The 21,372-nt window shown below is 39.8% G+C and carries 20 protein-coding genes and 3 pseudogenes; 11 read left to right on the plus strand and 12 right to left on the minus strand.

Annotated features, from left to right (window positions below; translation table 11 throughout):
• Positions 1-112: 112 nt before the first annotated feature.
• The 5 genes from M886_RS02045 (at position 113) to M886_RS02065 (ending at position 4,946) form a co-directional block, all read left to right on the plus strand.
• On the plus strand, positions 113-292 hold the full coding sequence (locus M886_RS02045) for a hypothetical protein (RefSeq protein WP_235203851.1): 180 nt from the start codon (positions 113-115) through the stop codon (positions 290-292).
• A gap of 306 nt (positions 293-598) precedes the next feature.
• Positions 599-1,651, plus strand: a complete 1,053-nt coding sequence (locus tag M886_RS02050) for a class II glutamine amidotransferase (RefSeq protein ID WP_048050563.1) — start codon at positions 599-601, stop codon at positions 1,649-1,651.
• Positions 1,648-3,159, plus strand: coding sequence for a glutamate synthase-related protein (locus M886_RS02055; RefSeq protein WP_011032917.1), 1,512 nt, complete (start codon positions 1,648-1,650; stop codon positions 3,157-3,159). Before M886_RS02050 ends, M886_RS02055 begins: the two co-directional genes overlap by 4 nt.
• 2 nt (positions 3,160-3,161) lie before the next feature.
• Entirely contained in the window at positions 3,162-3,905 is a 744-nt protein-coding gene (locus M886_RS02060) for a GltB/FmdC/FwdC-like GXGXG domain-containing protein (protein ID WP_048050564.1), read from the plus strand.
• 6 nt (positions 3,906-3,911) lie between these two features.
• Complete coding sequence (locus tag M886_RS02065) at positions 3,912-4,946, plus strand: Coenzyme F420 hydrogenase/dehydrogenase, beta subunit C-terminal domain (RefSeq protein WP_048050565.1); 1,035 nt, start codon at positions 3,912-3,914, stop codon at positions 4,944-4,946.
• Between the two features lie 238 nt (positions 4,947-5,184).
• Here M886_RS02065 and M886_RS02070 read toward each other — a convergent pair whose 3' ends face one another.
• From M886_RS02070 to M886_RS02095, 6 genes and pseudogenes are all read right to left on the minus strand, one after another.
• Positions 5,185-6,075, minus strand: coding sequence for a hypothetical protein (locus M886_RS02070; protein ID WP_235203852.1), 891 nt, complete (start codon positions 6,073-6,075; stop codon positions 5,185-5,187).
• Positions 6,076-6,113: 38 nt separating this feature from the next.
• Positions 6,114-6,461, minus strand: a complete 348-nt coding sequence (locus M886_RS02075) for a hypothetical protein (protein ID WP_235203853.1) — start codon at positions 6,459-6,461, stop codon at positions 6,114-6,116.
• Between the two features lie 54 nt (positions 6,462-6,515).
• A pseudogene (locus M886_RS17615) lies at positions 6,516-7,612 on the minus strand (IS630 family transposase).
• Positions 7,613-7,794: 182 nt separating this feature from the next.
• Positions 7,795-8,274 (minus strand): hypothetical protein, encoded by a 480-nt coding sequence (locus tag M886_RS02090; protein ID WP_160173150.1) that lies wholly within the window; start codon positions 8,272-8,274, stop codon positions 7,795-7,797.
• Entirely contained in the window at positions 8,228-8,398 is a 171-nt protein-coding gene (locus M886_RS18530; RefSeq protein WP_160173151.1) for a hypothetical protein, read from the minus strand. Before M886_RS18530 ends, M886_RS02090 begins: the two co-directional genes overlap by 47 nt.
• 116 nt (positions 8,399-8,514) lie before the next feature.
• Positions 8,515-8,826 (minus strand): hypothetical protein, encoded by a 312-nt coding sequence (locus M886_RS02095; RefSeq protein ID WP_048050569.1) that lies wholly within the window; start codon positions 8,824-8,826, stop codon positions 8,515-8,517.
• A gap of 309 nt (positions 8,827-9,135) precedes the next feature.
• Between M886_RS02095 and M886_RS02100 the strand changes: the two genes are divergently transcribed.
• Both M886_RS02100 and M886_RS17620 read left to right on the plus strand, forming a co-directional pair.
• Complete coding sequence (locus M886_RS02100; RefSeq protein WP_048037646.1) at positions 9,136-9,333, plus strand: hypothetical protein; 198 nt, start codon at positions 9,136-9,138, stop codon at positions 9,331-9,333.
• Positions 9,334-9,495: 162 nt separating this feature from the next.
• Positions 9,496-10,190 (plus strand): annotated as a pseudogene (locus M886_RS17620) (M28 family metallopeptidase).
• Between the two features lie 450 nt (positions 10,191-10,640).
• Here M886_RS17620 and M886_RS02120 read toward each other — a convergent pair.
• The 5 genes from M886_RS02120 to M886_RS02140 all read right to left on the minus strand — a co-directional run bounded on the left by M886_RS02120 (position 10,641) and on the right by M886_RS02140 (position 17,452).
• Complete coding sequence (locus M886_RS02120) at positions 10,641-10,952, minus strand: hypothetical protein (protein WP_048050571.1); 312 nt, start codon at positions 10,950-10,952, stop codon at positions 10,641-10,643.
• 365 nt (positions 10,953-11,317) lie between these two features.
• Positions 11,318-12,091, minus strand: a complete 774-nt coding sequence (locus M886_RS02125) for a hypothetical protein (RefSeq protein WP_048050572.1) — start codon at positions 12,089-12,091, stop codon at positions 11,318-11,320.
• 30 nt (positions 12,092-12,121) lie between these two features.
• Positions 12,122-13,174 carry a hypothetical protein gene (locus tag M886_RS02130; protein ID WP_230625096.1) on the minus strand — a complete coding sequence of 351 codons (1,053 nt, stop codon included), beginning with the start codon at positions 13,172-13,174 and terminating at the stop codon, positions 12,122-12,124.
• A gap of 577 nt (positions 13,175-13,751) precedes the next feature.
• A complete protein-coding gene (locus M886_RS02135; RefSeq protein WP_080925729.1) occupies positions 13,752-15,923 on the minus strand; it encodes a DUF3160 domain-containing protein in 2,172 nt (723 codons plus the stop codon).
• 320 nt (positions 15,924-16,243) lie between these two features.
• A complete protein-coding gene (locus M886_RS02140) occupies positions 16,244-17,452 on the minus strand; it encodes a C39 family peptidase (protein WP_048037637.1) in 1,209 nt (402 codons plus the stop codon).
• A 422-nt stretch (positions 17,453-17,874) separates the two neighbouring features.
• Between M886_RS02140 and M886_RS02145 the strand changes: the two are divergent.
• A pseudogene (locus M886_RS02145) lies at positions 17,875-18,410 on the plus strand (UPF0228 family protein).
• Positions 18,411-18,925: 515 nt separating this feature from the next.
• Here the strand turns inward: M886_RS02145 and M886_RS02150 are convergent.
• Positions 18,926-19,615, minus strand: coding sequence for a hypothetical protein (locus M886_RS02150; RefSeq protein WP_230625095.1), 690 nt, complete (start codon positions 19,613-19,615; stop codon positions 18,926-18,928).
• 306 nt (positions 19,616-19,921) lie between these two features.
• Between M886_RS02150 and M886_RS19020 the strand changes: the two genes are divergently transcribed.
• Genes M886_RS19020 through M886_RS02160 form a run of 3 tightly spaced genes read left to right on the plus strand, consistent with a single transcriptional unit; the run spans position 19,922 to position 21,148 of the window.
• The gene (locus M886_RS19020; RefSeq protein WP_137726745.1) at positions 19,922-20,149 is read left to right on the plus strand and encodes a hypothetical protein; all 228 of its coding nucleotides are present in this window, start codon (positions 19,922-19,924) and stop codon (positions 20,147-20,149) included.
• Positions 20,130-20,384 (plus strand): hypothetical protein, encoded by a 255-nt coding sequence (locus tag M886_RS02155; RefSeq protein WP_230625094.1) that lies wholly within the window; start codon positions 20,130-20,132, stop codon positions 20,382-20,384. The genes M886_RS19020 and M886_RS02155 overlap by 20 nt, the downstream gene beginning before the upstream one ends.
• 35 nt (positions 20,385-20,419) lie before the next feature.
• On the plus strand, positions 20,420-21,148 hold the full coding sequence (locus M886_RS02160; protein WP_048038600.1) for a winged helix-turn-helix transcriptional regulator: 729 nt from the start codon (positions 20,420-20,422) through the stop codon (positions 21,146-21,148).
• Positions 21,149-21,372 lie beyond the last annotated feature (224 nt).

Genomic DNA, 21,372 nt, shown 5'->3' on the forward strand with positions numbered 1-21,372 from the left:
CTGGAAAATAATTTCTGTATAAAAATGCTTTCCCCGGAAAATCATTTTATTTCATTAGGTTATCGACTCTGTGGTTACTTTTTTTGATGCGTCTAAGACGGGAAAACAGGATATGCCTGCCGGGAAAGAGATTATAGTCCTGAATAAAAACAATACAAATTGTAGATGGGCATCCAGAAAAGAGAAAAAGGATGCAAAAAAGAACATTGAAGGATTAAAACGACCTGCTTCGCAGTGTTATGTCAGGAAGTTCCGGTTCTGGAAAAAGAAACATATATATATTGTCAAATAGGTACTAAATTACTTACTTCCCTTAGCGGCGACCCTCTCAATTTTACGGAATAGAAAAAACAGAGGCAGGAAAGTTATCACAAATTCAAGTTAATAATATAATCAAACAAAATGGAATTACGTGAAATATCCCTTTAATCTAATACCTGTGAATATTCCTTGAGAACCCAGTTATCCAGCTGGCAAATTTTTTGAACTATTTCTCAAAAATGAGCCGCATAAGTCCTGGGAAATACCCGGAAACGAAGGGATTATTAGAAAATTGCTCTTATCACGCTCATATCTATCCATTTCTAGAGTGATCAAAATGTGTGGAATAATAGGCTTTATAGATCGAACAAAGTCCAGAATGGACGGGTCGGGCATAAAAGCCGCTCTCAGTCTCATGAATGAAAGAGGCAGTGGAGACGGGGCAGGCTATGCTGCATACGGGATTTACCCCGAATATGCGGACTACTATGCTCTTCATGTTTTCTTTGATAACCTGGCTGAGCCAAAAAAGAAGGTTGATGAACTCCTCCAGCAGTGGGGAGAAATAGTTCACCAGGAAGAAATTCCGACTACCCCTCAACCAGGAATCAGAAAGGTCCATATCCCCTGGAGATATTTCTTCAAACCCTCGGAAGACCTGATGGCAGGAAGGATGAACTCTGAAAATGATATTGTAACGTACATAGTCATGGAAGTAAACGCCAATGTAAAAGGCGCCACAATATTTTCCTCCGGCAAAAATATGGGGGTTTTTAAAGCTTCAGGCTGGCCTGAGGATGTAGCAAACTTCTACAGGATTGAAGACTACAAGGGCTATATCTGGCTTGCTCACAACCGCTACCCAACCAACTCTCCGGGCTGGTGGGGAGGAGCTCACCCTTTTAACCTGCTTAACTGGTCAGTAGTGCACAACGGAGAAATTACCTCATACGGCACTAACCAGCGCTATGTCGAGGGGTACGGATACAAATGCACCCTCTTTACCGATACCGAAGTTGTAGCTTACCTTTTCGACCTTCTCGGAAGGCAGCACGAACTCTCCCATGAAATGATTGTCAGGGCTCTTGCCCCTCCGTTCTGGGACGACATAGACAGAATGCCGGAAAAGGAAGCTGAATTAAATAAGGCAGTCCGCCTGACCTATGGGTCTGCCCTTATGAACGGTCCTTTTGCTATTGTTGTCGGCACTGATGAAGGAATTGTAGGATTTACTGACAGAATTAAGCTTCGCCCCCTCGTAGTTGGAGAAAACGGAAGCAAACTTTACATCTCCAGTGAAGAAGCAGCAATAAGGACCCTTGACCCCGAAGTAAAGAGTATTTACACTCCCAGGGCAGGAGAACCCATAATAGGGAGGTTTATCGAATGACGCTCGGAAGTGTACCCCCAAAATTTAAGGTCAGCATTGACCGCGACCAGTGCATGGACTGCGGCCGGTGCATTGAAAACTGTTCCTACGGCGTATACAGGAGAGAAGGCGACAAAATCCTGATAGAATCAAGGAAGTGTACTGCCTGTCTCCGCTGTGTTTCCATGTGCCCCAGGGACGCAATAAGTATTACAGAAAAACCAGTTGACTACCGCAGCCACCCAGTCTGGACAAGGGAAGCCAGAGAAGATATAATCAATCAGGCACGCAGCGGGAAGATCATCCTTTCAGGGATGGGAAATGCCAGAGACCTTCCAATTATCTACGACCGCCTTCTGCTCGATGCCTGCCAGGTTACAAACCCGAGCATTGACCCCCTGAGAGAACCAATGGAGCTCAGGACCTATATAGGAAAAAAGCCGGCAAAACTCAAATTCAGAAAAACCGAGAGCGGAGATGTCGAGCTGGACACAAAACTTGCTCCAAACCTCAAGCTTGATACCCCTATAATGATCGGACACATGAGCTTCGGGGCTATCAGCCTTAACTCCCAGCTCAGTATGGCAAAAGCCGTAGCAGAGACCGGTACTTTTATGGGGACAGGAGAAGGAGGCCTGCACAAGGATCTCTACCCCTACCAGAATCACATGATTGTCCAGGTAGCTTCAGGCCGTTTCGGAGTAAATATCGACTACCTGGAAAGAGGCGCTGCTATTGAGATCAAGATAGGGCAGGGAGCAAAGCCAGGTATAGGAGGGCACCTCCCCGGAGAAAAGGTAAACGATGAAGTTTCCAGAACCCGCATGATCCCACTTGGAAGCGACGCAATCAGCCCTGCTCCTCACCATGATATTTACAGTATCGAAGATCTCGTCCAGCTCATCAGAAGCCTGAAAGAAGCGACCGAATGGAAAAAGCCTGTCTTTGTAAAGATTGCAGCCGTGCACAATGTGGCTCCTATAGCTGCAGGCATTGCAAGGTCCTCAGCAGATGCAGTGGTCATTGACGGGTTCCGTGGAGGGACAGGAGCAGCCCCGAAAGTATTCAGGGACCATGTGGGAATCCCCATCGAAGCGGCAATCGCAAGCGTTGACCAGAAACTAAGGGACCAGGGTGTAAGGAACGAGATTTCCATCATCGCAAGCGGCGGTATAAGAAGCAGCGCTGACCTTGCCAAGTCAATAGCTCTCGGAGCAGATGCAGTCTATATAGGAACTGCCGCTCTTGTTGCTCTCGGATGCAGAGTATGCGGCAACTGTTATAGAAACCTCTGCCCATGGGGAATTGCTACCCAGCGCCCTGACCTTGTGAGCAGGCTTGACCCGGAAGCCGGAGCAGCACAGGTTTCAAACCTTATTCACGGATGGACCCTGGAGCTTAGCGAACTTATGGGTGCGGCAGGCATCAACAGTATAGAGAGCCTGCGCGGAAACAGGGACCGCCTGCGCGGATATATGCTGGATGAAGGAATGCTTAAAATCCTGGATGTACTGCCAGCGGGGGCCTGAACATGAAGACAGTAAGAATTGATGCCAGATGTATGCACTACACCCCCTTAAACCAGAAAATAAGGGCTGCAGTTGCAGACGGGGCAGAAGAGATCATCCTCGATAATGTGCTCGGCCAGCGCTTCATAGGCGACGGGGTAAGAGGCAATGTCCGCATCATAATCAACGGAGTTCCCGGAGGAGACCTCGGGATGTTCATGAGCGGGCCTACCTGCATAGTTAACGGAAACGCCGAACACGCCCCAGGGAATACAATGGACAGCGGCATGCTTGTTATCCATGGAAGCGCCGGGGATGCAGTCGCTCACAGCATGAGGGGCGGCAAGGTATTCATAAGGAACAATATCGGCTACCGTGGCGGCATCCATATGAAGCAGTATGAAATGGAAGCCAGACCCGTACTTGTCATTGGAGGCACAGCCCATTCCTTCCTGGGAGAATACATGGCAGGAGGCCTTGTTCTTGTCCTCGGGATCGGCAAAGAGAAAGCCATGACAGACAGGGGCATAGGAAGCGGAATCCACGGTGGAGAAATTATCATCCGCGGAGAAGTGGATGATTACCTGCTCGGAGTGGGAGCCAAGAAATTCAAATTTACGGAAGAAGACCTTGAACGCATATCTCCGATAATAAAGAGTTTTTGTGAGCAGTTCGGGTATGACCCCGCGGAGTTCCTGGACACTAACTATACAAGGATCGGACCTGCAAGTAGCCGGCCTTTTGCAAGCAAATACGTCTGGGAGTGATCAGAAATGGCAGAAAAGAAACCAATAAGCAAAAGTTACCTTGACCTGAAATCAAAAGTCTGGGACACAGGACTCTGCTCAGGCTGCGGAGCCTGCATTGCAGTCTGCCCTGCTGATGCCCTGTACTTCGAAACAGGCGGCGATTCCACACACCCGAAAAGCAACAATTACTGTAAAGCTGCTGTTGATGATGTGCCCTGTGGAGCCTGCTATGAAGTGTGCCCGAGGCTTGACGAACAGCCTTCAAGCCTGCTAGGGGACTACCTGCAAATTACTGCCGGAAAAGCCGAGTTCGATATCCCGAGAAAACAGAGCGGAGGAGCCGTTACTGCAATTCTTGCAAATGCTCTCGACACCGGCCTCGTGGACGCCGTGGTTACGGTTACTGAAGACCCCTGGACTCTCAAGCCGCGCTCTATGGTAATTACCAGGAGTGAAGCCCTCATTGGCCAGGCAGGAAGCCGCTATAACTGGTGGGTCCCTCTTGTCTCTTCCCTCAAGGAAGCGGTTATAAACAAGAAGTACAGGAACATTGCAGTTGTCGGAGTGCCCTGCGTTATCCAGGCTGTCCGCAAGATGCTTGAGTCCGACCACCAGCTGGTCAGCCCCTACAAGAAGTCAATCCGCTTCGTACTCGGGCTCTTCTGTACCGAAAACTTCGACTACGAAAAACTCGTTGCTGGCAAGCTGAAAAGCGAGTATGCACTCGAACCAATGAAAGTCTGCCGCATTGATGTTAAAGGCAAGCTCGAAATCACACTTAATGACGGGACCCAGTATGTGATTCCTCTTACCGAACTTGAGGACACGGTACGCCCGGGATGCAGTGTCTGTACGGACTTTACCGCTCTTAAGTCCGACATTTCTGCCGGTTCGGTAGGCAGTCCTGACGGCTATACTACTCTTATCGTCCGCACCCTTGTAGGACAGCACCTCCTTGACAGCGCAGTTGCTAGCGGGAAGCTGAGCGTTGGTGGCGAGGTCAGCCTGGGGATTATTGAAAAGCTTGCAAAGAAGAAGATGGCAAGAAAGCCGGAGTAACTAGTAAACATAAAGGTGAAGTTTCAGGCTTCATCTTTATTTCATTTGGCATGAAAGTGCTCTCAAGTACTTTCATTTTTTGGGCGTGTTATTCGAAGAATATCATGTGTGTTTTTTGTGCTTTTTTGACTTTCACATTTGTGAAATTTTGCCTGCTATTTCCCACACACATTTCTGCCATGAATTAAATATACTAAAATTAAAGATGTGCTCCTATGGCCAATCTTCTCCGAATGCATTAATTTTCATACAAAGCATATGTACCGGATACGCTGCTTCGTCTCACCATTAAGGTTTCATTAGCATAATATTCTGGACCATATCGACCGTACCATAAGGTGTAGTTCCCATGAGGTATAACCTGCCCCAGAACAGCACTGACTTTTAAGTTGCCTGTGGCATTAACATTTGTTATAATTTCATTCATATACAGACCCCTGTATTCCCTGGACCATTCATTGGGGTCATTATTTGCCTGCAGATGGACATAGAAAGATACCGATCCTTCTCCAAGATTATCGCTTACGTAGACGTAGCTGTCATACGTCGGATTCGAGGAATATTTAATGTATTCTCCATAGGAGACTACAAAAATATTAGAAACGTTTTCAACTGGGAATAATATCGGGCTCCCATTATTTATGGGATCGAAAATGTCGAAGTAGTCAGCAACAAAATCTGCACTATAAGAGATATCTTCGAGCCTTGTCTCGTTTGTTCTGAATCCAAGCATATATCCTTTATCGGTTTCTGCAATGAAAGTTGTCCAGTTCCCGTTTATTGTTTTGTTATCAAAAACTTCCGTTGCATTTTCAAAATAGGGGCCTTTGCGGTGTTTTTCAGGCCAGTTGTTGATTTCATGCATCAGCTCCTGGGGGAAATAAGGATCTTTCTGAGCCGGGGGAGTAAATAGTTTGCCTTCTTTTGTCGCAGGAATCGGAACCATTACTACAGTAGTTCCCTCTACCTCCCTTCCGGAAAGATTTCCCACACTAACCTGATATATGCAATAATATCTTTGGCCCCTATCTCTCCAATCTATTGCATCCATGTAAATAGCATGAGTAAATATGCCCCCAACAAAAAGAATAATAAGTATAGCTATGAATAGCAAATTTCTTTTTCTCACTATTACTCACCCAGATTATGTTTAAAAAATTGAGAGGATTACCCTCTCACATACTTTACAAGCCCCATATTGTACTTTGCTGTCTTCCCCAGAACTCTTTGTGTGATTTCGATTACGTCAGAATCGGATCCAAAAGTATCTGGATAATAGAAAACCGCGTCATATAAAGCATTCAAATCGGAGTGGGTCGCACTTGCTAAATTTTTGGCAGATTGTTCAGGATTGGTTATTGAGTAGTAAGTGCCAGTGTTTTGTACTGCATTTTTATAGTTATATCCTGTATTCCAGTTATTGGCTACATACGACTCATAGGAAGTGTGAACCCATTGATTTAGATACTGTTCAGATTCCTTACCTGTATGCATAGGGTTTCCTAGATCAGCCATGTAATGGCTTGAATATCCAAGATGTTGATATGCACTATTGTCTTAGCAACTTAATTATAGTGCATAATGCTTGGACATTTTCTCATCAGCAACTTTTCTCGTAAACTTCCAGTTGATCTTACTTTCATGTTCATTTCTTCTCTTTGTCCATGCACCCACTTCGTGGGTAAGTGTCTGCATATCTCCGATCCTTCTGTCTGTACATTCAATATCCATTACATTGATCTCTATTTCTGCAGCATTAAGCCAACTTGCATGTTTTGATGTGTAATGGAATTCTATCTTGTCCAGAATATTTTTTGCTTCCTCTTCGCTGAATGTTTCGTAGAATGACTTTTCTTTATGGATATTGAGATTATCCGTAACCAGACGGATGACTTCAGCTTCAGAATATTTTTCGGTAACGAGAATTTTCACGAATTGTGCAAAATCCTTCATAGTTCTTCTTTCGGTGACTTGAGTCACCCTTTTTCCTGCTTTAAATTCTACTGCCACGAATACATTTGCGGTTCCATTCCTTACATATTCGTAATCATATTTTTCTGGACTTCCAGGTTTCATTGGGATAGCTTTCCTCTTATCTCCAAGAAGTTGTTTTGGTTTCTCGTCAAGGCATATGAGAGGTTTTTTCAGGTCATATTTTTCTTCATAGAGGTTGAGAATGTTGTACATTCTTTCTCTATACTCGGCATTTATCGTTTGAATGCACCACATCCGTCTTAACCAAGGTTTAGTTTTGCTTTTTTTAGAATAAGCCGGATGCTCTCCTTGTTTATTGTTTCAAACCCTTTTCTCATCTTCAGTTCTTCAGTAAGCAGTACAAGCGTCCACTTTTTTCTTCCATCAGGGGGTGTGGTACATGCTTGCGCTATGATTTCAGCCGTGTGCTTTTCGGTGTATTTTATAGGCTGACCAGTTCTTGTTTTATCCTCAAGAGCGCTTTGGAGACCTTCATCCAAGTACCTTTTCTTGATTCTCCCAACAGTATTCCTACTAACATTCAATATTTCTACGATCTCGGTGTTCTTTTTATTCTTGTTGGCAAGTAACAGGATTCGTGCTCTTGTTAGTTCTCGTGCACTTTTCTGTCCCTTTTTAACAAAGTCTATGAGGTACTGCACCTCATCTTCTTCAAGTTTTATTGTTGCCATGAATGAAGATACAGATGGGATTCAAAGTTTATAATAATGACTCAAAATTAAGTTGCCATGACACTAGTCTGTATATTTCACTGCAGTTATCTACGGAGAGGTTATCAGAACCGTGAGCTACAGCATAAAGTAAAAATGAAATAGTTGCAAAGGATATAGCAACTATCAAAACAATCCAGATTTTATTTTTCAAGAGAGAGAGATTCCTCACTTTTGTTTGTTTTATTGCCAAACGGATTTACCGGACCAAGTAACTCTTCTCTGGAGTAATCAGTTCTGTTCACAAGTTCGGAAATTAATTCTTCTTTATCAGCAGGTTCATCTTCTGAAATCACTTCTTCTACAGTAAGGTTGTGTGCAACATACACGGGTTCTCCGTACTTAATCAGCTCTTCGACTATTTCAGGGGCGAGATTAAGCTCACTGGAACGTGCTTCCAACTCATTTAAAGGAATTACTTCTATCCCGTATTTTTCCTTTTCTGCTTCAGTCATTTTGCTCGGAGCACGACTTGGGGCTGTTACAGTATACGTCTTTTTAACATCTACTACTTCATAGTATGGACCAAATAAGCAGTTTTCTACGGAAAATTTAACCGTTTGACCCGGTTTTACATCATGCATCCACCAGAAAAAGTATGAAACATCTGTTATCTGGAGCATATTCCCACTCTCGCCATACAGTCTCTCCATTGATTTCATCATCATAGCCGCTGAGTAGAGAAGCTACAAGGGTTGTCGCTGAAATAGCAAAACTTGCATAAGAGTTTATTGCACCGATTGCCATAGAGGAAATTTCATAGGCAACGTTTGCATAATAAGCACTGTTACCATTAGATCTGGGCCACGAACCTATGTACTGTGGGTCTGTACTGGTCCATATTGCTTGGTTTGCATTATTTGTTACTTCCTTAATTTCAACGCTTTGAATCCTACATTTTGCTGTAGATCCTCCACTAGAAGTTCGTGTTTCTCCCAGCCTGTTATGCGATAATTATATACATATGCATTCCTTCCAGGCATATATACAGGGTCGCCAAAAAGACCAAGAGTAGCGGCTGTATACGCATATACTCCGTTATAAGATGCCGATGCTTTCAAAGTAGAATCCCAGTCAGGTTCGTCATAAGCAGATGCCACTGGCATGAACAGTATATCCATAACTAAAAATGCCGCAATTAGTATATTTACGGCAACTTTTCTATTTCGTAACATTATATTGTTCACCTCTCGGTTCAGTTATCCCAGGAGGCAGAATAAAGCAAGCCTTAAATATTCACAAAGCTAACACTAATCATGCCTACGGGCAAAATGGAGTCCAAATAGACTTTCCAGAGCAAATTTGAACTCCACTAAACATCTTTTTAATGTTCATTTTTTTCATGGATTCACTCTTATAATTAATTTGTGGCCAAATCATCCAACTGAGAGTATAGATAAACCTAAATACGAGCTTTTTGGAGATTTATAGGGCTATTTGATTGATAGTTAGATGATTTGGCCATAAAATTTAAGTAAACTCTCTTGATAAGTGTTAAAAGGAGAGTTAACAACGTCAAGAAAGATATTCTTGGTTATATTGACAATACACTGTTTTTTCTATCTGTCACTGCAGCAGCAATAACTGAAAAAATAGATAAAGAAGAAATCTCAAACAACTATACCGTAACACCTGCAACTGATACTGAAACCTGGACAGTTGACGGGGATACTGGTATCTAGGTAGTTTATGGTTTTGATTCCAACGTACATTATAACAACACAGTTTCTTCTTACATTTCTGAAATCAGGCTTGAAAACTCAACCCGAATTATATCTTCTTTTGGATAAAGAAAAATCGGAAGCCAAAATGCTGCCTAAGCTTCCTTATTTATAAAAAATGAGATGGAAGAAGCAGGCCTGCAAGTTTCCCTTGACAACTTTTCTGCCAGAGTGCATACAAGGGATTTCAATTACTGGAATGTGAGCGGCACAAATGTTGTGGGGATTAAAGAGGGAAACGCCCTTAAAGACGAGATAATTCTTATAACCGCTCGTCATGATTCAAAAATAATTGTACGTCCAGAATCAGGTTTACGAGATATTTTTGACTCCTGGATTAGAAATCCCTATCTTTGGCCGATCTGGTCCGATACTTACGTTTGCGAATCAGCCAATGGAACCGGAGCAGATGATAATACAGGAGGTGTTGCCTGCATGCTTGAACTTGCAAGGGTCTTGCAGAATGAATCCTTTAACAGAACAATATGTTTTATTTTTCCGGGGAAGAATACAATCTTCTTGCCAGCCAGGCATGGGTTGAAGCCCATCCTGAGCTTAAGGACAATATTGTTGCGGTCATTAATGTGGATTGTGTGGGAATCGAGCCTCTCTACATAGAATATCTTCCCCAGAATGCCTGGCTTAAATCTGTTCTTGAAAACGAGGCAAGAGACTTAGGGATCGAAATTCAATGTGAAATTCCGGATTATTCAAACTTTATTCATCCTTTAATAGGAGGAGATCATGAAATCTTCTGGGAAAACAACATACCTGCAGTAATTCTTTGCATCAGAATGACAAAAACTTCCATAAATTAAGTGATACGATTGATAATGTCGATTTTTCAGTAGTAAGGAATGCGAGTCTTCTGACAGCAAAAAATGTTATTTATCTGGCAGATCCTGCTGAGAATCAGCCTCTATTTGTTAATATTTTCAATTCAGAGGTTTCAGGAGGCTCATTTGAACTCCTTTATAATGTCTCTCCAGCCCCGTTACTTTCCAATTAAAAGCAGTATATGTCTTTATTTCTACTTTTTATAATATTTAATAGCAAGTTTGATCATCAAGACATTTACACTTATAATGGCAAATGCCATTAAAGCATAAAATACAATACCTACTAGTTGGCCAAAGAGCATAAATAAAGAATCGTTACCAGGAAAGATATAATAAAAAAAAGTGACGAGCAGTAACATCACGAAGAATACCTCTGCCAATGATTTGCTGGATATTCTTCTTAACATACCACTCATCTCCTTGTTATACTCAGGACACCGTTACATCGAAATTATCATCATCCCATGCAGAAAGACCACTAGCTATTTCCTGTTCATGGTCATATGCATAAAGGTTGAAACTTCCTGTATCATCATATTTTACCTTAACTTTTATAAGTTCATTATATCCAAAAGTGTGAAGATCTTGCCAATATAAAATAGTGGTCGACCCATAGACTATGCACTTGTTTTCAATAAACACAAAGTAACTATTAGTTGGAAGAGTATTATATATAAAAAACCATGAATACAGAAACATTACCAAGAATAATGTTCCTGCTCCTAACTTCTTTGCTATCATTTGTTTCACTTCTGTTTATTTTCCAAGAGGCAGAATAGAATAGATTTAAGACCCTTTAAACTAATATCCTCCTACTGCCAGGCATAGATGGAAATTGAAATTCATTCTGGAAAGTTCATTTGAATTCCACAGATATCCACAAAAATGCCATCAATTTTCTCAATGCGACAGTAATTTGAATGGTTATCTTGCTTTTATAAGGGAACAGCAGACGAATTGACAAATAAATTCTGCACTTGTGTATATCTGCGAAATGTCGGACACATAATTAGGATGATTAATTTTCATCATTCTGATTAACATTCATTAATCTGATTAAATTCTTCATTAAAAAATTTAGGTTTATGACGATAAAGTAAGTTATATTAAAAATCTTGATTTAATACGACTCTAGCTTCTATTTTGCCTCTATCGGAAGTATCCATAACCAGATAATTTAAATAAGAGCCTCTATACCTTTTTGGCCATTCCATCGGATCGTTATACCCTTCGAGAGTAATTTCAAAATGAATGATCCCGACTTCTACATTATTACTCATGTATACGTAGCTCTCATATGTGGGGTTTGCTTCATATTTTACTTGGTCTCCGTATGCGATCAAAGAAGTATTTGAAATATTTACCGCAGGATAAAGTATCGGACCATTTTTGTTAATTGGATCGAAAATATCAATATACTCCACAACTACGTTTTTTCGGAAAAGAATATCTTTAAGTATAGAATCATTCGTCTTAAACCCTAACATGTACCCTTCTTCAGTTTCTGCAATAAAAGTTGTCCAATTTCCGTTAATAGAGTTGTTATCAAGAGCCTCTGTGGTGTTTTCAAAATAAGGGCCTCTTCGGCGACTTTCCGGAGTGTGAAGAATATATTCTTGCAACAAATTTTTTAAAATAGAGGGTTCTTTCTGGGAAGGAGTAATAACAAATTCACCATCATTCGTCGCAGGGATTGGAACAAGTATTTCAGTCGTCCCTGTAGCCCCTCTTCCTGAGAGACCTTTGATTTCAACCTCATAGTAATAATGATATCTTCTATAATCACTTCGCCACTCTCTCAAATTCATTTCCACAAAATACAATCCAACCACTAGAATTAAGGTCAAGGAAATAATGAGAAAAATATATTTCTTTTTCATTTCAACTCCTCAAATAAAAAAGAGAAGTTTTTAACTTCTCATGTATTTAACAAGTCCTAAGTTATACTTTGCTGTTCTAAGTAATACATCCTCTGTAAGGTCTCTGATATCTGCATCATTTTCCCATGTATCCGGATTGAAATATATAGTCTGATATAACTCGTCCAGATATGTGTTAGAATACCCAGCTAGATCTTTTGTCGCTTGCTCAGGATCGGTTATTGTATAGTAATTGTTGTTGTTCTCCACTATAGATTTAAAGTTATATCCACTATCCCAGTTAGCTTCTACATAATCTTCATAGTCATAATGAATCCATTTATCCATACCCTGCTCAACTTCATAGCCTGTATGAAGCGGATTTCCTACATCTTGTAAATAATGACTTGAATAGCCCAGATTTGTATATGCAGTAGTAAGCTGTGAGTCTCCATAATTTGTTTTAGCAATATTTGCATAGTATTCACAGTTTGAAGGAGCATAGCCAGTATGGGTATTGGGGTTATAGTAATGATGATAAGATTGCCAGATCTCACTATCCGACCAATCGTCGGGATCATCGGCATGGTCTCTAGCTATTCCTGCGTAATAATCAGACACCCCCCATTTTTTGACAGATATATTAATTATATCGCCGTGAACTGGTTGTCCTATCCACTTAATTCCAACCTCACTATTTCCATACTTATCATTAAGATATTCAGCTGTTGCCTTAGCAACTTTGTCAAGCATTAGATTGTCCTGTTCAGTTATTTGATCGGGATATCTTTTCCAAATATCTTCCATTGATTTTTTCATTTCTTCCTTTTCTTCATCGGAAACGTAACAATTGTCAATGTAACTGAATAAGATTTCTTGTTCTTCATTATCTGCTTCGAGTAAGTGCAAATAGGGCAATTTAGGTGTTGTATCAAGCACAGTAATCGGCTCTGGCTCTGGAACTGGATATTCCATCTCTCCAATAGCAATATTATCGGTATCTTCGGTTAGTGTTTCGGCACTCGCCACCGGTACAAAAACCGTGCTTATTAAGAACATTGTCAAAAACAATATTCTTATTCCAAATTTATTCTTTGTTGTCATGTTTCTACCTCGCACATTTTGTTCCAGAGGCAGGATCAAGCAAGCCTTAAATATTCACAAAGCTAACACTAACTCATGCCTCCGGGCAAAGTGGGGTTCAAATTGGATCTGGAAAATCGAGTGAACTCCGCCAAACATCTTTTTAATGTTCGTTTTTTTCATGAATTTACTCTTATAATTAATCTGTGGCCAAATCATCCAACTGAGAGTATAGATGAACCTAAATCCGAGTTTTTTGGAGATTTATAGGGCTATTAGATTGTCAGTTGGATGATTTGGCCATAAAATGTAAGTAAACTGTCTTGACAAGTGTTAAAAAGAGGGCTAACAATGTCAAGAAAGATATTTTCGGGCTTTGTAAAATATCTATCTAAATTAGATGTAAGAGATTGAAAAAAATAAGCAAAAAAAGTGTCAGGCCATTAATTTGAATGGATATTAGTTGTTTCAGAAGATTTTTGCAGAATCTAGTTTTTTTATCGCTTTCTTATGCTCAAGTAGATTCTGTAGCAAGTTTAACAAATCCTTAAAAAGAAAAAAATGGATGAAAAATCTAGGCTATCAAAGATAGCACCTTTTACACCTTAAAAGACTCGACCCATTCCGGTCTTCCGGGAGGGTTATTTTCTAGCATTTCTCCCCATTCTTCATCCGTTAACCTTTCCCCTGAAGGCTGCCAGAACTCATAATAACTCATTACAGGGCCTGCTCCGAGTACGATCCTGCCATTCGGTTGTTTATAAGCTATTACTATCAGATCCAGTTTTCCGGTTCCTTCTTCCAAAACCCTCCCTTCCTGATCTGTATAGACATCGGCAACCATAACAGAGCTCTGGGCATCCTCGTCTATGTTTTCAAGCATTGGAGCTATATTCTGACCGAAATTCCTGATGAACTCGTACTCTTCATCTGTCAGCTCTTTGTTTTCAAGCTCTTTAACCGAGATTTCCAGCAGCTTTTCAAGGGTGACTTCAAGAGTTGTAAAGTCTTTATCCGACTGCTCATCAAGTACTTCCATTTCAGCTAGCCCTTTGTGTGCCATTTTTGTAAGGGCAAGCATCCTTGCATAGAATTCAGGCACTGGTTCTACGTATCCTTGAACAGGTTTTTCTTCTGGTGGCTCGGTATAAGCTCCTGTGAAACGAGCTTGTTTTGCATAGAGGATAGTGTCATGCCTGAGTTCAGTCCAGGAAGCAAGAGCCGCATTCAGTTGTTTATCTTCCCAAGCTTCGGTTTGCATGAAGGTGGGATAACCTTCTTGATAATTTACAAGCAGAGATTTTAGAGCATGTAATTGAGTCCAGTAGAGATTTTTATTCCAATCATCTTCGTCAAAAGCTCCAAATTCATTTGCCAGAGATTGGTGGCGCTCTTTGTATTCTTCATTTTCAGAAATACCCAGGTTTTTCATGTGTTCTTTAGCTCTTTCAGAACCGAGAAGGTCCATGATATTCAGGGCAGGGGGATTGAGAGTCTGAAGAATATAGGAGTCTGGAATGTAGCGCTGCCCCATAAATCTGAACCCTTTTGTGGTGTCAAGAGTTTTGTTATCAGTTTCGGAGCCTGCAAGAATTATTTTCCCTGTTCCGCCGTAGATTTTCGGACTTTCGTGTCTTTCCAGTTCGGTTATAAGTGCCGTGAGGTTTTCGTTGTCAAAACTAATTTTTTCTCTATCACTCCCAAAAACAGTATCCAGAGATTTTGCATATTCATAGGGTCCAAGGTCGTCAGAAAAACCGACATAAAAAGCCGTCACACCATAAATTCTATCCCATCTGTCCCGGAGGTTTTTGTCTCCATCAAAATGATCAGAGATTAAAAGAGCCTGTATTGTCTGAATTCTAGCTTCCTTTTCTGGGTCTTCTGCAGTTGATCCTTCTGGAGTAATCATATCCGACTGAAGGAGCATACCTATTCTACCGTGCCACATCATTGCCTTAAAATAGTTCTTCAGTTTCTCAGAGGACATGTAGTGTCCCCGTGGGGTATACTGAGAGTAATCTTCGATGTACTTGGAAATCTGAGACATTGCTTCATTTTGGGCTTCTATCAAAGCGAGTTCGGCTTCGACATCATCTTTTACAAATGCAGGAACTTCGATACTGTATTGTTTCGCATCCTGAGGATCGAAGAGTATAGCTGAATCTTCCCCTGATTGTCCTATCTGCTTAGATTTCGGTTCAAGAAGGCTCAAAGCCACGGCAAAGTAGGCAACATTTCTTCTTGCAGCTTCAGTTACTTCTTCAGAAGCATCGTCCTCTATCGACTTGCCATAATCGTCTATAGAAGCTTCAAGGAGAGAATTGTCAAGTTTCCAGAGATCATCGTAAAATTCCTCAGCTTCTACCCTTTTTAGTGTCTCATCAAACTGGATATGATAAAGGTGAAGAAGGGAATCCGACGTTATGAAAATAGGAACATCAGTAACTTTCAGATTCCTGTAAGTTTCATTTACCTGCTCCGCTTTAAATTGGTTTTTAGTAACTTCATTTTCAATTACAACAAACCCATTTTTGTACAGTAACTTCCTGTTTTCTTTGGTGAGGGGAATTTTCTGGGTAAAATGATAATAATTTGAAATTTCAGAAGCCTGTAGAGGTAAAGAATAAGGGGAAACATCTGCTTCAAACTGCAGATTTTCTTTACTGTAATATTTGGAAAAAGAACTTTGTTTCTCAAGCTGAAGAGAGTTTATATTGCCTGCATACTCTTTATCTAAGGTATTTTTGTTTGGAGATTCATCTGTCATGTTTCTAGGATTCTTTCCTTGAGCTAGATTATCTTGATTATCTGTACACCCGAAAATCAACGATACTGCCAGCAAGCAGATAAAAATAATTATAGTTATTTTTTTCAAAGTATACCCTCATAGCTATTTATATTGAAATTATACTTAAAAGTAGGCTAGAAATCAGGAGTAATGAGTATATTTTTATGATATAGTTAATGAACTTGTAATTGTTTACATAAATAAGATATTTAGTGCATTGATTATCAAATCAAGTACACAAACCAAAAAGGATATGTATATAGTAAAATTAAAAAACAATTTTAAGCTTTTTTTCATTTTTAGTCTTTAACAACGATATGATGGCTATGAGTAATTGAGTCCCAGTCTTCCCAATATATACCTCCCCGATAATCATTTCCAAAATTGAGGCTCCAGGGATCGTATATGTACAGGTAATAGTTTCCATCAGCTCCCTGACAATAGCCTGCACAAGCTCTTACATGACCGCTAATCAAAGTTGCTAAAGGCCTATTATTGTCTATTTCTGTTTTAGCTTCAGTCCATGTTGGGCTATAATCGATGTATGAACCATCTTTGTCTAACCCATCACTGTCTTCATAATATTCGAGTTGATCAGTAACACTAGTTCCTAGACCCATTACTACAAGCATTATACCAGCAATGTATGTCTGAGTATGAGTGACTTCATAGAAATTCGCAATCATCTTTCCTGTAGCTGGTGCACAATAATAGTAATTTTGTTGCGCATAACGAGTGAAAGGAAGCGTTTTTTGGACTCCAACAATTTTTAGCTGAACTTCGTCTCCTTTAAAATTATTATCTGCAATTTTCGTTGCACGTTCGTCATATTCATCCCAAGCTACTAATCGTTCCTCTATTTCTTTCTCAGGTATTTCCGCATATAACGACCATGCATCAGCAACTTCAGAGGAGTTGGTATCATTTACGCTCTTGTCAACAATTTCAGAACCAGAGAAGTCAAACAATTTATTTTTTTCTTCTTTGGACTCAGATTCCTGCATATCTACCATTATTCCTATTTTAGGATAGCTATAGCATACAACTTTTGAGGAGGTAACATTTACATTTTTATGATCTTTTGCGATTAATTTTTTTGTATTTTCAACTTCTTTTTTCATATCCCAGTCTTCAGAATAGAACTCTATTGTCCGGATGGGATCTCCAAGCACTTTACTTGCTGCAACTTTTATTGCCCCTATATTTATCCCATTACTTTCAACCGTAAACTGATAAAAAAGTTTTTTCCCATTCGTATCGTATATTATAAGAGGATCTGAGTTTACTGTTGCATTTGTCCAATCCGTAGGGTTGGAGCCTGGAGCACCAATCAATAAGAAATCGTAGAGAGCGGTTTTGGCATGCATTTCTGCCTCTTTTATTGAGACATAATTCTTTTCGATTATTTTATCATCAATAGATGCAGATGCAGGTAGAATGCATACAACACTCAATAGTAGCAATCCTGCAAGTAATACACCTAATCTAAATTCATACTTTATCGTCATAGTTTGTCTCCTGTTCATTTCCCAGGAGGCAGAATCAAGCAAGCCTTAAATATTCACAAAGCTAACACTAACTCATGCCTCCGGGCAACGTGGAGTTCAAATAGACTTTACCAGAGAGAATTTGAGCTCCGCCAAACATCTTTTTGGATGTTCATTTTTTCCATGAACTCACTTTTATAACTACTTTATGGCCAAATCATCCAACTGAAAGTATATTCAAATCCAAATCGAGCTGTTTTAAGATTTATAGAGGAATTAGATTGATAGTTGGATGATTTGGCCATAAGATATTAAAAGAACTAATAAAAATGAGTTTATGGAGTTTGGAAGTATTTCCACATACCTTATTGGGAAGCATTTGGTTCTGAAGATGACCGTATATATGTGAGGAGTTAAAACTCCTCATTTTTTCGGTGATTGATGTGAATAAAATTAGCAAGGTAGTAGTTGTTTTTATTGTTCTTCTAACCTTCTTAGTACTGATGACGCAATCTCAAGAAGTTAAAGTAGCTGGTTTACTTATTCAATTTGAAAATGAAACTAGTGAGCCGGGAGTTAAAGCCATTCTTGAAAATTACGATATACCCGTGAATTATACCATAGACTACGATTCTAATATTGGGCGAGGAATGTACTACATAAAAGTAGATGAAGATAAAATATATGAATTAAGGAAAGATGAAAACTGGACTTCTGCAGTTGAAATCAAAAAAGGAAATTATAACATAATTATGTTATCTGAAGAATTTGTTCCGGATGAAAATTTTCTCACAATGCTGGAAAAAATAACCTTCAGTTGAAAAAGGCTGTTGTGTGTTATATCCATTTTGGAGATGGATCACCGGACTGGGTTGTGGGAGAGAATTGTATTCTGGAGAGGGATGCAATCAGGATAAAAAATGAGCTCGAAACAAATGAGAAAGTTTTGATTGTAGGCCTGGATGATATTGAAGGATAAAAACCCTGTACTGAATTATCACTACAGACATAATGAGACAGTGTAACGAGAGTTCTATAAGTGCCGGTTTAATCCCCTTTTTCTTTGCTATTCAAAGTGGAGTTTTCATTTTTGAAGATACATATGTCATCCACCATTACACGGTTGATGTTTTTCACCCCACTTTCCGCACTATTTTTTTATCCCACATTCCGCAGTATTTTTTCGAAATTTGACATTTTTCCTGATAGCGTTTTTTGAACAGATTTAAGGAATTTTGACTATTAAAGTAATTTGGTGAAAATTGATTGATATCGTTTTTTGGTTTCTAAATACCTCACATAGTTGCTTTTACCTCATGCATAAAAATCCAATAAATCGACGTTAGATTCAAAATCGATAGCAGGAAAAATTATGAAATCTGAAATTTTCCTGCGGAAAGTGGGGTATATCATTCTCTTTATTCGATCACAAATTACAACAAATAAAAAAATAAGTAATGAATCAGGAAGCCACTCGTTTTAACGGGTGATACGTCATATCTCGTACGTTCCTTCTCCGGTAACAAGCTCACCATTTACTGTTGTCCATCCATCCTGAGATCCAGACAACTTAATTTCCATGCTCTCCCAATAGCTGTTATACTGCCATCCTCCGATCCACCATTCATTACGTGCGTTTAGGTAGATTGAAATGTTGACGTTTGCATTCGAGGAGGTTTCATAGTAGGCATACATCCGGCTTTCATAATCAAATTGTTCAGACGTCCGTGAATAAGCTCCACTAGCATTGACATTATGCGTGAGATTGTATTTAGGCATAAGAACCATTTCATTGCCAACAGGGTTCATTGTGTCTATGGTTTGGTTGGATAATACCATTGTACTAAGATCTATACTTCTTGCCTTCTCATTTTTCATAGAAAGCATGAGCCCGTGTTCCGTGTCCACTAGGGCATATTCCCATGAAGGATCGTCGTCATTGAAGTTATGCTCTACTATATCCATGCCCACAGATGACGTCTTGTTTATCGCAGGGAGTGGAAGGTAAAGAGTCACGTTGATCAGGGTCGAATCTGTAGTTAATATTACATCGTAATCATAACTACTCCTGATGCTACTATCATACATCTTCTGCTTCTGGCCTTGCCACCAGATAGACAAAACCACAGCAGAAATGATTATTACTAGTACAAATCCGATCCCTATTTTGTGACGAGTCCTCATATTTCTCCACCTAATCTACTCTTGAGTACAGACAAAGCTAACACTAACTCATGCCTCCGGGCAAAGTGGGGTTCAAACAGACTTTCCAGAGTGAATTTGAACTCCGCCAAACATCTTTTTGGATGTTCATTTTTTCCATGAACTCACTTTTATAACTACTTTATGGCCAAATCATCCAACTGAAAGTATATTCAAATCCAAATCGAGCTGTTTTAAGATTTATAGAGGAATTAGATTGATAGTTGGATGATTTGGCCATAAAATTTAAGTAAACTGTCTTGACAAGTGTTAAAAGGAGAGCTAATAATGTCGAGAAAGATATTTTTGATTATGTTGACAACTTTGCTTTTTTTATTTTCCACTGCAACAGCAACAACTGAGAATATAGATAAAGCAGAAATCTCAAGTAATTACATCGTAACACCTGCAATTGACACTGAAACCTGGACAGTTGACGAGGAAATGGGTATTCGTACAATTTATGATACGATCAGACAGGGAGAGACAAACCTGCATGAAAAAAAGTGTAAGTAGCGGCCTGACCCTTCTGGTCATTGATCTTAACTGGGGAGATTCGACTGATTCACTCCGGCTTAAGGTGTATACTCCGAGTGGCGCATTGCTAGGTACATACTATGATAGTGCAGACGGCATAACTGACGGCAGGATTCATCTCTATATACAAAATCCAAATGGAATTGAAGCAGGAACCTGGAAGTATGAAGTATATGGGTACAGAGTGACCGGAACAGAAGATTATACGATATAAATTTATAAACTGAGTTAATCAAGTTATGAGCCAGTATGTGGAAAAAGATCTTACTTTTTATTCTTGTCCTGAATGCCGTCGCAGATACGGTGAGTGCAGATACCGGAGGATATATTGTTGGTCCCTGCCCACCCGAGGAAGAGCTAGAAAAATTGGGTGATGCTATTGATATGAGTGGGGCGGACAAGACTCTTACTTTCTGGGAGTTTCCACTGTCATTCAAAATAGCTTACATAATAGGATACCTGGCCATTTTTGTTTCTGTTTTTAAAATGGCTCCGGTAATCCTTGGCCAGATGAGAAATCTAAATAAACGTAATAAGAGAAAGAAAATTATCGATTATGTACTGAAGAAGCCGGGATGTACCCCCTCCGAAATATCAAAAGAACTGAAAATTACCCGGGGTTGCGTAAGGTATCATCTCAAGACACTTAAAATCGAAGAGAAGTTGACCTTAATTAAAGAAAGAAAGTTCACAAGAGCCTTTCAAAATTCCAATGCATTCACAAACAACGAAAAAACAATAATAGCACACCTCAAAGGCGGTACAAGAAAACAGATACTCCTTAATATTCTGGAAAATCCCGGGATTACAAATCAGGAAATCTCAGAAAAGCTGAGTTTAGACAAAAGTACTACTCACTGGCATATAAAAAAGTTACGGGAAGACGATATTATTATTTCCGAAGCAGAATGGAAGTTCTCAAAATATATTATAAACCCTGCTGTGGAAACAGATCTACTAAAATGGCTTAAAACATAAGGCATGAGACAATTTTATTGCTGTGTTAAAAAAAGAATAGATAGCTGCAAAGGGAGATAGCAACTATCAAAGCAGTCCTATTTTGTTCTTAAAAACTATACTTCCTCACAATCGGTTTCTCTTAACTCACTAAACATCAGCTTTCATCCACATTTAATAATCAATATACAGGAATCAGGCCCGGATTATCCCCGGTAATGCATTCTCCGCCTTCAGAAGTTACT

Source organism: Methanosarcina soligelidi (assembly GCF_000744315.1).
In the GTDB taxonomy this organism is placed as follows: domain Archaea; phylum Halobacteriota; class Methanosarcinia; order Methanosarcinales; family Methanosarcinaceae; genus Methanosarcina; species Methanosarcina mazei.